Annotated in this window: 15 protein-coding genes; 11 read left to right on the plus strand and 4 right to left on the minus strand. The window is 49.9% G+C overall.

Annotated elements, in window-relative coordinates:
- The first annotated feature begins 144 nt into the window (after positions 1-144).
- The 11 genes from queC to ACTHY5_RS08045 all read left to right on the plus strand — a co-directional run bounded on the left by queC (position 145) and on the right by ACTHY5_RS08045 (position 8,460).
- On the plus strand, positions 145-855 hold the full coding sequence (gene queC / locus ACTHY5_RS07995) for a 7-cyano-7-deazaguanine synthase QueC (RefSeq protein WP_441878481.1): 711 nt from the start codon (positions 145-147) through the stop codon (positions 853-855).
- Positions 855-1,211 carry a 6-carboxytetrahydropterin synthase QueD gene (queD, locus tag ACTHY5_RS08000; protein ID WP_441878483.1) on the plus strand — a complete coding sequence of 119 codons (357 nt, stop codon included), beginning with the start codon at positions 855-857 and terminating at the stop codon, positions 1,209-1,211. The genes queC and queD overlap by 1 nt, the downstream gene beginning before the upstream one ends.
- On the plus strand, positions 1,208-1,981 hold the full coding sequence (gene queE, locus ACTHY5_RS08005; RefSeq protein ID WP_441878485.1) for a 7-carboxy-7-deazaguanine synthase QueE: 774 nt from the start codon (positions 1,208-1,210) through the stop codon (positions 1,979-1,981). The genes queD and queE overlap by 4 nt, the downstream gene beginning before the upstream one ends.
- A 193-nt stretch (positions 1,982-2,174) precedes the next feature.
- A complete protein-coding gene (locus ACTHY5_RS08010; RefSeq protein ID WP_441878487.1) occupies positions 2,175-3,035 on the plus strand; it encodes an urease accessory protein UreD in 861 nt (286 codons plus the stop codon).
- 26 nt (positions 3,036-3,061) lie between these two features.
- A complete protein-coding gene (locus ACTHY5_RS08015) occupies positions 3,062-3,364 on the plus strand; it encodes an urease subunit gamma (protein ID WP_441878489.1) in 303 nt (100 codons plus the stop codon).
- A gap of 12 nt (positions 3,365-3,376) precedes the next feature.
- Positions 3,377-3,697, plus strand: a complete 321-nt coding sequence (locus ACTHY5_RS08020) for an urease subunit beta (protein ID WP_441878491.1) — start codon at positions 3,377-3,379, stop codon at positions 3,695-3,697.
- Complete coding sequence (gene ureC / locus ACTHY5_RS08025; RefSeq protein ID WP_441878493.1) at positions 3,690-5,396, plus strand: urease subunit alpha; 1,707 nt, start codon at positions 3,690-3,692, stop codon at positions 5,394-5,396. The genes ACTHY5_RS08020 and ureC overlap by 8 nt, the downstream gene beginning before the upstream one ends.
- A gap of 87 nt (positions 5,397-5,483) precedes the next feature.
- Positions 5,484-5,969 (plus strand): urease accessory protein UreE, encoded by a 486-nt coding sequence (ureE, locus tag ACTHY5_RS08030; protein ID WP_441878495.1) that lies wholly within the window; start codon positions 5,484-5,486, stop codon positions 5,967-5,969.
- Positions 5,902-6,624: an urease accessory protein UreF gene (locus ACTHY5_RS08035; protein WP_441878497.1), complete on the plus strand. Its 723-nt coding sequence runs from the start codon at positions 5,902-5,904 to the stop codon at positions 6,622-6,624. Before ureE ends, ACTHY5_RS08035 begins: the two co-directional genes overlap by 68 nt.
- Before the next feature lie 420 nt (positions 6,625-7,044).
- The gene (gene ureG / locus ACTHY5_RS08040; RefSeq protein ID WP_441878498.1) at positions 7,045-7,689 is read left to right on the plus strand and encodes an urease accessory protein UreG; all 645 of its coding nucleotides are present in this window, start codon (positions 7,045-7,047) and stop codon (positions 7,687-7,689) included.
- Positions 7,690-7,869: 180 nt separating this feature from the next.
- Positions 7,870-8,460: a HupE/UreJ family protein gene (locus ACTHY5_RS08045; protein WP_441878500.1), complete on the plus strand. Its 591-nt coding sequence runs from the start codon at positions 7,870-7,872 to the stop codon at positions 8,458-8,460.
- Between the two features lie 97 nt (positions 8,461-8,557).
- Here the strand turns inward: ACTHY5_RS08045 and torD are convergent, their stop codons facing one another.
- The 4 genes from torD to napE form a co-directional block, all read right to left on the minus strand.
- A complete protein-coding gene (gene torD / locus ACTHY5_RS08050; RefSeq protein ID WP_441878502.1) occupies positions 8,558-9,232 on the minus strand; it encodes a molecular chaperone TorD in 675 nt (224 codons plus the stop codon).
- 128 nt (positions 9,233-9,360) lie between these two features.
- Positions 9,361-11,829, minus strand: coding sequence for a trimethylamine-N-oxide reductase TorA (torA, locus tag ACTHY5_RS08055; RefSeq protein ID WP_441878504.1), 2,469 nt, complete (start codon positions 11,827-11,829; stop codon positions 9,361-9,363).
- Between the two features lie 23 nt (positions 11,830-11,852).
- Positions 11,853-12,965: a pentaheme c-type cytochrome TorC gene (gene torC / locus ACTHY5_RS08060; protein WP_441878506.1), complete on the minus strand. Its 1,113-nt coding sequence runs from the start codon at positions 12,963-12,965 to the stop codon at positions 11,853-11,855.
- Between the two features lie 118 nt (positions 12,966-13,083).
- Entirely contained in the window at positions 13,084-13,248 is a 165-nt protein-coding gene (gene napE, locus ACTHY5_RS08065) for a periplasmic nitrate reductase, NapE protein (RefSeq protein ID WP_441878508.1), read from the minus strand.
- Positions 13,249-13,497 lie beyond the last annotated feature (249 nt).

The following is a 13,497-nucleotide window of genomic DNA, read 5'->3' on the forward strand; positions in this document are numbered from 1 at the left end:
AAGTCATAACAGAAAAGATATAATCAATATAAAGGGTGCCGAGGCGCCCTTTTTTATTTGCGCTTAACATTCTGGGCGCTAGAATAGCCTCGACTTTAAACGCACCGGTCGCAGCCTACCCGGAAAAAACAAGGACACAATGTAATGAAAGCATTACTTATCTGCTCAGGCGGATTCGACTCAGTGACGCTGGCATATCGCCTAGCGGCCGATCAAGCCTTAGGTGCCTTACTCACCTTTGACTATGGCCAGCGCCATAAAAAAGAAATTGACGCCGCCCGAGTGTGTGCCAAGCAACTTGCCGTTCCCCACCTAGTGATGGACATCAGCCACATAGGTGCCCAGCTTACCGGCTCGGCACTGACCGATGATATTGATGTGCCCCATGGTCACTACAGCGAACAAAACATGAAGCTGACGGTGGTGCCTAATCGCAATGCCATTATGCTGACCATTGCCTTTGGCGTGGCGGCCAGTCGAGGCTTAAATGCAGTGGCCCTTGCGGTGCACGGCGGTGATCACTTTATTTATCCCGATTGCCGACCTGATTTTATTCGCTTATTCAGTGAGATGCAGCAACAAGCCCTAGAGGGGGTCGCCGAAGTGGGTTTGTTTGCCCCCTATGTGAATACCGATAAAACCGAGATTGCTCGAGATGCGGCGCGCTTTAAGGTCCCTATTGTTGATACTTGGTCGTGTTATGAAGGGGGCGAGTTACACTGCGGGCGCTGTGGCACCTGTGTTGAGCGCATTGAGGCCATGACCTTGGCCGGTATAGTGGACCCTACGCCTTATCAAGACAGCGAATACTGGAAAGCGGCGTTATCGAAAGTAGCAGCGAAGGGGGACTTATAATGTATCGCATTAAAAAAGAGTTTCACTTTTCCGCTTCTCATCAGCTAGTGCAAATGCCTGACTGGCACCCTTGTGCGCGTTTGCACGGCCATAACTACATAGTTGAAATTGAACTTAGCGGTGAAACCCTCAATGAGTTTGGTTTTGTGCGCGATTACCTAGAATTAAGTGCCTTTAAAGACTACATCGACGAGCAGCTCGATCACCGGCATTTAAATGAGGTGTTAGGGGATGAGTGCACCACAGCGGAGCGGCTCGCTAAGCATTTGTTTGACTGGGCTGCCGCTCGCTGGCCAGAAGTCAGTGCCATTTCGGTATCGGAAACACCGAAAACTTGGGCGGAATATCGGCCATGAATCAGACTGTTATTGATAGCCAAACCTTGCATGACTCGATAAATGGCGATCAAAGCATCGCGATTAGTGAAATATTTGGCCCCACCATTCAAGGCGAAGGCGCCTTAGTGGGCGTGCCTACCGTATTTGTACGCACCGGCGGTTGTGATTTTCGCTGTTGTTGGTGTGATACCTTATATGCGGTTGAACCGCGCTTTAAAGCCGATTGGGCCGCCATGACAGCCCCACAAGTGCTGGCCGAAGTGGCTCGTTTAAGTGGTGCTAAGCCCTTGCTAATTACCTTGTCGGGGGGAAATCCTGCCCTGCAACCCTTAGCTGAACTACTTGAGCTGGGACATGCTCAAGGCTATACCTTTGCCATCGAAACCCAAGGCAGTAAGGCACAACCTTGGTTTGCCCAGCTCGATCATTTAACCCTCAGCCCCAAGCCGCCCTCAGCCGGCATGTCCTTTCATCAAGCGCGCTTTGATGAATGCGTGGCGCAGGCCGGAGCACACACCAAAGTGAGTTTAAAGCTGGTAATTGCCGATGAAGCTGATTATCAGTGGGCGCGAGCCTTTGCTGCACATTACCCGCAGCTGCCGCTAACACTACAGCCGTGTAACTTAGCGCCTGCCACCCCTGAGCTGCCAGAGCTTGAAACCGATCTTGACGCCTTAAATAACAAATTACGTTGGTTGGTGGACAAGGTCACAGAAGATGGGTGGTTTAATGCCCGCGTATTACCTCAACTACATGTGTTAATCTGGAACAATGCGCGCGGCGTATAACGGTGAGTCTCTATATTCGTTACTGATGGAGTGTGTGCCGGGTAAAGGTGGTATTAAATCGCGCTTGATATTTGACCGGTTACCTTTGGAACACGGCGATGGGCAGAGAAAATAAATGTTAAAATGACTTAATTATTCGCATTCATTTTGCTTTAATTAGATACTAGTAAAAATATCCACATGGCTTACTGTGATGAGTGCAACGCAAAGCCTTGCCCCCCAGGGCTATGGCGCAGATAGAAAATGGTTCGCTAAGCTTGAACTCAAGCTAGTCCCTTTTGTTAATAAAACCCACCTTAAACAACTCGCCTTTGTTGGCCCCTTGCGTATTCAACGCCCCTTTTATCCTGAAGACGGCGTGTGCCACCTGTATATCTTACATCCCCCCGGTGGTCTTGTTTCTGGTGATAAATTACATATTCACGCTCATTGTAGTGCCCACAGCCAAAGCCTGCTCACCACGCCTTCTGCAGGTAAAATTTACGGCCAAGATAGTGACGGTGTCGTGCAAGGGCAAACCGTGCATCTGCAATTAGCCGATAACGCCGAGTGCGAATGGCTGCCTCAAGAAACCCTTATTTTTAATAATGCCAATGCCGAGCTCGATACCCGCATCGAGTTAGCGGACACGGCGCGCTTTATTGGGTGGGATTTAGTCTGCCTAGGGCGACCTGCCAGTGATGCTCCCTTCCACCAAGGGCAAGTAAAACAGCGCATTCGTGTTTGGCGTAATGAGCGCCTTGTTTTAAATGAGCATGTACAACTCAGTGCGGGCAGTGAGTTGCAACAAGCACGGGTTGGCTTTGCCGGTAACAATGTGTTTGGCACCTTGCTCGCCACAGGCGTCGATTTTGAACCCGCCTTACTTGAGCAATTACGACAGCTTTTACCCAGCCCTGAGTTTTCCTTGACCCAACGCCTAGGTGTACTGTTAGTGCGCTATTTAGGCGATAACATGAATGAGTGCCGAGCCGGCATGTGGCAGGCGTGGCGGGTGATACGCCCGGTATTATTAATGCGTGAAGTCTGTATTCCCCGCATTTGGCTCACCTAATTTAAGTAACATATTAAGGCAACAACATGGAACTAAGCCCAAGAGAAAAAGATAAATTGCTGCTGTTTACCGCAGGCATGGTGGCCGAGCGCCGCCTCGCCCGTGGCCTAAAGCTTAATTACCCTGAGTCGGTGGCCTATTTATCCATGGCGATTTTAGAAGGGGCGCGTGATGGGCGTACCGTGGCTGAATTAATGGGCAGTGGGCGCAATTGGTTAACTCGAGAGCAGGTGATGGATGGCGTGCCAGACATGGTCAAAGAAGTGCAAGTGGAAGCGACTTTCCCCGATGGCACTAAGCTTGTGACATTACATGATCCCATTCAATAACAGGTAAACAAGATGAAACCTGGAGCAATACAGGTCGCTGCGGGCGATCTTGAATTAAACATCGGTCGTGAAAGGCGCACCTTAGTGGTGGCTAATACTGGTGACAGACCTATTCAAGTAGGTTCACATTATCACTTTGCAGAAGTGAACCCCGCTCTTAAATTAGACAGAGCCCAAGCGCTGGGTTTTCGGCTCGATATTGCCGCCGGCACGGCCATTCGCTTTGAACCCGGCCAAGAGCGCAGTGTGACCCTAGTTGCCTTAGCGGGTTTGCGTCGGGTATATGGTTTTAGAGGCGATGTAATGGGTCCATTAGGAGAGCAAGATGTCTAAAATTAGCCGCAGTGCCTACGCTGACATGTTTGGCCCCACTATTGGGGATAGAATTCGCTTAGCCGACACTCAATTATGGATTGAAGTGGAGCAAGATTATGCCTATTACGGCGATGAAGTTACCTTTGGTGGTGGTAAGGTTATTCGCGATGGCATGGGACAAAGCCAGCTGGGTGATGCCGACACCGTAGATACCGTCATTACCAATGTGGTCATACTCGATCACTGGGGCATAGTTAAAGCCGATGTCGGCATTACCAATGGCCGCATTGTGGCCATTGGTAAAGCAGGTAACCCCGATATTCAAGACGGCGTGACCATTAACTTAGGCGCTTGCAGCGAAGTGATTGCTGGCGAGGGGAAAATACTCACCGCCGGTGGCGTCGATAGCCATATTCACTATATTTGCCCTCAACAAATAGAAGAAGCCAGTTGCTCAGGCATTACCACCATGATTGGCGGCGGCACAGGCCCTGCCACCGGTAGTAAAGCCACCACCAGCACCCCAGGAGCCTGGCATATGGCGCGTATGCTACAAGCCACCGACCAATTGCCGATGAACTTTGGTTTTTTAGGCAAAGGTTGCACCAGCGTACCCGGCCCCTTGCGTGAGCAACTAGAAGCCGGCGCCATGGGCCTTAAAATACATGAAGATTGGGGGGCGACACCGGCGGCCATTGATTGCTGTTTGTCGGTAGCGGAAGAGTATGATGTGCAAATTGCTATTCATACCGATACCTTAAATGAGTCCGGCTTTGTTGATGACACTGTGGGCGCCTTTAAAGGACGTACCGTACACACCTACCATACTGAAGGCGCGGGAGGCGGTCATGCTCCCGATATTTTAAAAGCCTGTAGCTTGTCGAATGTGTTGCCCTCGTCCACCAACCCGACACGGCCTTACACCATTAATACCGTGGATGAACATTTAGATATGTTAATGGTGTGCCATCATCTGGATCCTAATATTCCCGAAGACGTGGCGTTTGCCGACTCACGTATTCGTAAAGAAACCATCGCTGCCGAAGATATTTTACAAGACCTAGGGGTGATTTCGATGATCTCTTCCGACAGTCAAGCCATGGGCCGCGTGGGAGAGGTGGTGTGTCGTACTTGGCAAACCGCTGACAAAATGCGTCAACAACGCGGCTTATTACCCGAAGATGAAGCCTTAGGCTGTGATAACTTTCGTGCTAAACGTTATATCGCCAAATACACCATTAACCCCGCGATTGCTCACGGTGTTAGCCACATAGTGGGCTCGGTGGAAGTGGGTAAGCTGGCCGATTTAGTGCTGTGGGAACCGGCTTTTTTTGGTATTAAACCGGCGTTGATTTTAAAAGGCGGTACCATACCTTATGCGCCCATGGGCGATATTAATGGCTCTATTCCCACCCCTCAGCCGGTGCATTACCGCCCTATGTTTGGCTCATTGGGCCGCTCGGCATCCGCAAGCAGTGTGACTTTTGTCAGCCAAGCCGCCTTAAAGAATAACTTGGTATCGCAATTGGGCTTAACCCGTGAGCTGGTGGCCTGCGTGAATACCCGCAAGGTACAAAAGCAAGATATGATCCACAACGGCGCCACGCCTGAGCTAGAAGTAGATGCGCAAACGTATGAGGTGCGTTGTGACGGTGAGCTATTAACCTGCGAGCCCGCAGAAGTACTGCCACTGGCGCAACTCTATATGTTGTTTTAAATACAAAGCGCCTAGCACCAAGCTGCTCCAGATGAAGCAGGGTGTGTTTGAACTTACGGCTTACAGCTATGTTTATTGGAGATAACAGTGTTAAAAATTATTCAATGTTTAGGGCAGAGTGAACACACCGCTGACGATCAGCTGGTGTTGCCATTTGAACTGCGCCAAAAAGGGCGCTTTAAAGCCGTTAGTGAGCAAGGAGTCGAGTTAGGGGTATTTTTAGAACGCGGCCAAGTGCTGGCCGAGGGCGACAAGCTACAAGCAGAAGATGGACGCATCTTGGTTGTGATAGCACAAGATGAGCAAGTGGTGACGGCTCATGCTGAAGACTGGCCAAGCTTTGCCCGTGCCTGCTATCACTTAGGTAATCGCCATGTCACCTTACAACTGGGTGAGTGCTGGTTACGCTTTCAGCCCGATCACGTACTTGAGCATTTGGCCGAGCATTTAGGGCTGCGCTTAGATAAAGGTGATGCGCCTTTCCACCCCGAATCGGGGGCCTATCATGGCAGCCACAGCCACAGCCACAGCCACAGCCACAGCCATGAGCCAAGCGAGCAGCATGGACATTGATGCGCCACAGCTGCTGGCGCTGCTGCATTTGTCGAGTCCGGCATTGCCCATCGGCTCCTTTGCCTATTCCAGCGGCTTAGAATCCGCCATAGATCTGCAATGGATAACCAATGAAGCTGAGTTACAAAGCTGGCTAGAGGGGATGTTGCACGGCATGGCACATTTAGATATTCCGGTATTGCTGCGTTTATCTGAGGCCAGAGCCAAACATGATGCGCAGTTAGGCCAAGAGTGGAGTGATTACTTGCGTGCCAGCCGTGAAACCCATGAGCTGTTATTTGAAGATGAACAGCAAGCCATGGCCTTGGTTCGCTTATTAAAAGGCCAAGGAGTTGATGTTTCATCCCTACCCAAAGAGCCGGCTTTTATGGCGGTGTACAGTCTAGCCGCCGAGCATTGGGGGCTAAGTGCACCATGGGCGGCGGTAGGGTATTTATGGAGCTGGCTAGAAAATCAGCTGACGGTTGCCAGTAAGACGCTGCCCTTAGGGCAAACGGCGGCTCAGCGAGTGTTGCATGCATTAAAACCGGCGTTATTAACACACTTTGTTAAGGCACAGGAGCTGAATGATGAACAGCTCGGTTGGAGCTTGCCCGGCCAAGTACAAGCCAGCTGCCTGCATGAAACCCAATATTCGCGCCTATTTCGCAGCTAAAGGCTAAAATATTAAGGGACTGGGGACTGGGGACTGGGGACTGGTGATTAGGGGCCGGTCATTGCGAGGAGCGCAGCGACGCGGCAATCCAGTTTTTTGTTTGACTGACGGCTTAAAATCGGTCGGCTGAAGCCGACCCTACGAAGACGGCTTTACCTAAAAAATAACACGGGTTCATCCTGTTTTTTGTAGGGTCGATTTCAATCGACCAACAATGCGGGCACGCCCTAAAAAGATAATGCGAGATCTTGACGTTTTATACCCAAAGGCCATGGATTGCCGCGCTACGCTCGCAATGACGGCATAAGGGCTAAAATCTTAAGGGATTGGGGAATAGGGATTGGTGATGGGTGCACGGCGTAGAGGCCGCTTTAGCTGGCCTCTACGCAGTAAAACAAAAATTTATTTTTGGAGAAAGTAATGACAACACAATGTTTACGAGTGGGCGTTGGTGGCCCAGTAGGATCAGGCAAAACCGCTTTATTACGCCAGTTATGCTTGGCACTGCGTAGCCATTACGATTTGGCGGTAGTGACTAATGATATTTACACCAAAGAAGATGCCGACTTTTTGCTACACCATGAAGCGTTAAGTTCCGATCGCATTATTGGCGTAGAAACCGGCGGCTGCCCGCACACAGCCATTCGTGAAGATGCCTCCATGAACTTGGCCGCCATCGACACCTTACAAGAACGCCATCCTAAGCTTGAGTTAGTACTGGTTGAAAGTGGCGGTGATAACCTATCGGCGACCTTTAGCCCAGAGCTGTCTGATTTAACTTTGTATGTGATTGATGTGTGCGCCGGTGATAAAATCCCGCGCAAAGGTGGGCCGGGAATTACTAAGTCTGATTTATTGATCATTAATAAAACCGACTTAGCACCCATGGTCAATGCATCATTAGACGTAATGGACCGCGATGCTAAGCTCATGCGCGGCCAACGTCCCTTTGTGTTTACCAACCTAATGCGCGGTGATGGCGTGGCTGACATTATCGAGTTTATTCAGCGCGAAGGCATGCTCAAACCCTTACCCGCCGATTTTTCAGTAAACAACGAAGATTAAATAACTGTTTACCACGAGGGGAATCATAAGGTAGAGGCCGCTTTAGCCGGCCGGTTTTGCGTAGCAAAACTGCTCTGGTTTAGCGTGACAGGGGTTGGGTGTTTGATGTTGTGTCGTTCACTTCACCTTTTACGCCTCACCTTTCACATATTTTAACCACACATCAATTTAGGAATTTTTATGAGTTTACATAAAGTCGGTCAGCGCCTGTTAGTGGCATCGCCAGTATTAGCCCCCAGTGTGGCCTTGGCGCATCCTGGGCATGATACCTCGGGCATAGTGGCAGGCCTAATGCACCCAGTGTTTGGCTGGGATCATTTACTCGCCATGGTGGCGGTGGGCATGTTGGCGGTGATGGGGCGTACTAAGCCGGCTTGGCAAATGCCGTTGGCGTTTGTGGGCTTTATGCTAGTGGGGGCGTTATTAGGTATTAATGGACTGGCGATTGCCGCCGTTGAAACCGGTATATTGTTATCACTGGTGGTATTAGGCGGTTTATTAGCGTTTGGCCGCGCTGCCAGCTTATCTGTTGTGGTGCTCTGCTGTGCGCTCTCTGGCCTATTACACGGTAATGCTCATGGCATAGAGCTACCGGCCAACTCAGCGGCCAGCAGTTATATTGCCGGCTTTATGCTCGCCACCATAGCGCTGCATGTTGCCGGTTATTTACTGGCCAGAAGCTGTTCAAACCAGTGGCAAACCATGGCCTTGCGCGTCGGCGGTGCCGCCATTGCTGGCACCGGCTTAGTGGCGGTGTTGGGCGCGGCATAAAACAGCCTGCATATTAAAAAGGCCCCGTGAATTACGGGGCCTTTTTGTTTATAGCGTTAGCCATAGCGAAAGTATGGCGCCTAACTGCGAGGTGTTATTATTTAAAGTACGCCGCAACTAAGGTTAATAGTGCTGGGTAAAACTGACTGGCGGTCTCTACTTTTTGCGCTCTTTGTGCCAGCTCAGGCAACCAGCTGGCTAGTTCCTCTTTTACAAACAGTGCTAAATTTTCTTCCGCTGCTGGCGTGGGCTCAAGGGCTAAGCGCCGGTAGCTTTCTGCCAGATAATCGAGTATTACCGCCACATGATCCGCCGGCTCTTTAAAGGCGTCATCTATGTCATAACCGGCCGCCGTTAAGCGTGCCTGCATGCGCTGAAAACTGGGGCCATTAAAGCGACCATCATCTAAATATAAAGAAGCATACGGCGCTGGGCTATGGCGAGCATCACTTAAAAATAAGCTGGCAAAATCGGCGGCCAGCTCTAATTGTGGATGCGCGAATGCAGTTAAGCCGTTAATGGCATTTTGCACCGCTTTTACCGACTCGCTGAGCTCATCTAATGAAGCAAGAGCGTCTAATAAAGGCGCAGCATCACCTTTTATATAGGCCTGTACAGTGGCTTCGTTTAGCTCTGCTGCCAGTAAGGTTGCAAACCACTGGCACAATAATGCTTGGTGCTGGTAGTACTCAGCAACCAGCTGTTGCTCCGGCGAGAGAGCAGGGGCCGTATCTTGAGGCAGGCTAATGCCTGCCGTGTTATTTATTGTCATTACTGACCTCGATTAACTATCGATAGGTATCGGGACGCCATACGCCTTACGTTAAAGAAAGACACCGGTTGTGATTTTACGTATGGCGGTTAGCGTATCGCGTACAGCGTTAAACGTAAGGCTGTCTTTTAAGTATTCACCACGGTTGGGCCGCCAAAAGATGTTACCTCTGGTACGGTTCCGGTAAAGACCTCCACATCAACCAAACAGGTATTGGCGCTGGGCGCTTGGGCTAAGCGTGAGGTGCCGACATCGAGCGTTAAGGTATTGGGGTCGCCATAGGTATCTAGGGCACCAATGCTGGCATCAGTTGGGCCATACCAAGCGCCTTCTTGAATGCGGATCACCCCAACAGGGAAGCTATCGGACACCACAGCACCGGCAAGTAACTGGCCACGGTCGTTAAACACCCGCACCAAGTCACCGTCGTTAATGCCCCGTGCTTTGGCATCTTCTGGGCTTAAAAACACCGGCTCTCGACCTTGTACCGCATAGGTGGCGCGGTATTCATCAGACTCACACATTTGTGAATGCAAGCGTTTGTCGGGATGAACCGATTGTAACCACAAAGGGTGCTTATCTGAGCCCGGACCGCCATGAGAGCGCTCGGCTTTTTCTATCCAAATCGGGTGCTGCTGACAATCATCGTAGCCATAGCTGCCAATTTTTCGGCTGCTGATCTCAATAAAGCCTGAAGGCGTGCCTACGGCATTCACTTCAGGATCTTCTCTAAAGCTTGCATGACGTACCCAGTTTTCTCCCTCACCAAAGTGCGCATAACCCTCTTCCCAGAACTGTTCAAAGTCCGGCATCGGATATTTATCTTCGTTGGCTTTCTTACAGTCGTTATACAGCTCTTTTAACCACTGAAACTCATCTTTATTTTGTGTGTATTCTTTATGGCGTCCATAACGGCGCGACAGATCGGTGAAAATATCAAAGTCGGTACGCGAGTGAAACAGGGGATCCACTAACTTGTGCATCGCCAAAATACCGGTTTTTGAATAACCGCCATACACGTCTATGTCGTTACGCTCAAACTGCGTACAAGCGGGCAGCACGAGATCAGAGAAACGACAGGTGGCGTTCCAAGAATAATCAATGGTGACCACGGTTTCTAGTTCATAAAAAGCCCGCTTCATGCGGTTATGATCTTGATGATGATGCCAAGGGTTACAGCCACTAAAAATGGACATTTTAATGTCGGGGTAGGTGACTTCACTGCCGTTATATTGCAGTTTGCCACCGGGCTCTAGAATACAGTCAATCCAACGGGCGACCGGAATAATACGGCTGGCGCCTTTAAAGTCGGTGCTGGGGTGTTCAGGGACCTTGCCTGGGTCTAGGTTTCTAGGGAAGCCGCCCGGCACACTAGCACCGGTGGGCGGAATACCAATGCCACTGTAATGGTGAGCATAACTAATACCGCCACCCGGCAGACCAATTTGACCCAACATAGCGGCTAATACGGCGCCGGCCCAGTAGGGCTGCTCGCCGTGTTGCTGGCGCTGAATCGCCCAACCAAAAATAAGCTGAGTACGACCTCCAGCCATTAAGCGGGCAAACTCACGAATACGCTCAGCCGCTACGCCACAGATGTTGGCGGCCCACTCAGGAGTTTTCTCAATGCCGTCGTCGCCTTTACCCAGTACATACTCAATGAAGGGTTCAAAACCGAGAGTGTAGGTATTGAGAAAGTTTTTATCGTGTAAATCTTCACTGTACAGCGTGTGTGCCAGTGCCAGCATAAAGGCCACATCACTTTGTGGGTGAATATATTGCTGTTCACACTGTAAATAGTGCTGAGTTTTGCTTTTCACCGGATCAACACTGATCACCTTAATGCTGCCGTTGGCAATTTTTTCTTTTAGCTCAGCTAAATAACCATAAGAGTCGTGAGTTTCACAGTTCCAGCCAACCTGTAAGTTTTTATACAGATCGTTTGCCCACAAAATAATGGTATCGGTGTGTTCTAAGATTAAGGGCCAAGAGGTACCTTGATCATACACTTCAGTTGAGCCCATGACATAAGGCAAAATAACTTGACCGGCACCGGTTGAGTAATCGCCCACTTTATTAACAAAGTTGCCGTGCAGATTAACCGCACGCTGCATGTGGCTGCCGCAGCTATGAAATTGTCCGGTTTGGCGCCAGCCCGTTGCCCCAGCATACAAGCCCGAGGGGCCATAGGTGGTTTGAATACGCTCTAGCTCTTCGTGGAACAGATCGAGCGCTTCATCCCAAGTAAGGCGCACAAAACGGTTGTCCCCTCTTTGTTTACGGTCACTGTGCTCGCGGTTTTTTAACCAATCAAGGCGTGCCATGGGGTAGCGAATACGCGAGGGGTTATAAATTAGCCCTTTAATGCCGTTGATCATGTCGGTGGGGTATTTATCCCGCTCAAAGGGTTTGATCTCGGTGACCACACCGCCTTTAACCAAGGCTTTAACTGCCCCCCAGTGAGAGCCGGCCATGCGCCAAGTGCCCTCAGCAGAAACCGCCGCTTGGGCGCCACGTACTAATAAACTTTGGCCAATTAGGGCAGCCGCCGAGGTGGCTGCTATCCCTTTAAGAAAATGTCTGCGTGAAATAGTCATATTTTTTCCTCATCAACCTAAGATCAGTGCGCGCTATCGGCGTAGTCTGAAGAGTGTTTCTGCAAATACTTAAGCACTAACGCTTGGGTGTCGGCGTCCATATTGGTAAAGCCCACCATACCGGCAAACATGCCAGGCCAAGTGTTGGCATCAAAGTGCGCTTCGGCCGGCTGTGAGTGACACACACTACATCCGCTGCGATAGGTGTCGCGCGCATAGCTCCATAAGTCTTCGGCATCGGGCAGTAGGGCACCGGATTCTGTCCACAGTGCAATGTTCACTTGCTGCCAAGGTAAGCCGGTTAACGGATCTTCTTTTGCATCCCCTGTGACTTCCACAAGTTGGTCATTTTGTGCCACGTCTTTATCTAGCACCATATTAGGAATATTCTGCCCAAAGTCTTCATACCAGACTCGGCCAAAGCCGCGCATTTTACGCCATGACGGAACCGCCAGCTGTACTTTATCGCCTTTGTGGGCAAGCAAGGTGACGGGGGCGGCGGCTTCTAGCTCACCGGCTTCTTGAGTCAGTGCTTCATCTAAATATAGGGTAACGGCTTTAACGGCGTAATATTGCTCGCCATCTTCTACTTTAAGGCCACTAGCACGCTGCTCTAGCTGATCCAGTGCCGGATCTTTAAACACCATAGTTTCAGGTAGCTGGTGGGCAATGCCTTTGTGGCAATCGATACAGCTTTGATCCCGTTCGGCGGCGGGTTTCATAAAGCGCTTAGCCTTATCTGACATCACATCCCAGTCCATGCTGTTATAGTCATGGCAGTTTCGACACTCTAATGAGCCATTAGCCGAAAACCGAGCCCATTCGTGTTGCGCCAACTCTAGGCGTTTATCAAGAAACTTTTCTCGAGTATCAATGGTGCCAAACACCGCGCCCCATACCTCTTTACTGGCTTGCATTTTACGGGCAATTTTATCAGTCCAATTATGGGGAACATGACAGTCGGGGCAGGTGGCACGCACGCCTGAGCGGTTAGACCAATGAATGGTATCTTGCAGCTCTTGATAGACGTTATTTTCCATTTCGTGACAGCTAATACAAAACTGCTCGGTATTGGTGGCTTCAAGTGCGGTATTAAAGCCCCCCCCAAAAAATAACCCCAGCCACAAAGCCGCCAATGGTTAACACCCCCAAACTAATATGTACCGAGGGACGTCTTAGGGTATTCCAGAATTTTTTTATAAAATTTAGCATATTGATTCTCGCATCAGGTTCCAGAAGAGCTCATTGTTATTATTATGAAACGTGACCTGGTGGCCCAAAAATCATTTGTAAAAACCACACAATAAAGCCGTAACCCGCAACTGTCATCACACTAAGCAGCGGGATCAGTACGACGGTAAGCAATAAAAAAGTCTGCCATTCGCGGCGACGAGAAGAAGTGGGGGTAGAGTTACTCATAGGTCGGTATCCTTGATGTTGGGGAACCTGAGGTATAGCTGGCAAATAATAAACCCTAAAAACTATAATGATTTTATATCGGTGCATGATGCAGTAACGCGAGGCATAAGGCCAATATTTAATGCTGCTAATAATAGAATACTAAGCTATATTTTCAAAAAATAAGACAATGATCAAAATATTCATCTGTATTGCAACTTATAGACTGGTGATTAGGGATTAGGGATTAGGGATTAGGGATTAGGGATT

Source organism: Oceanisphaera sp. (assembly GCF_052084945.1).
GTDB lineage: Bacteria > Pseudomonadota > Gammaproteobacteria > Enterobacterales > Aeromonadaceae > Oceanimonas.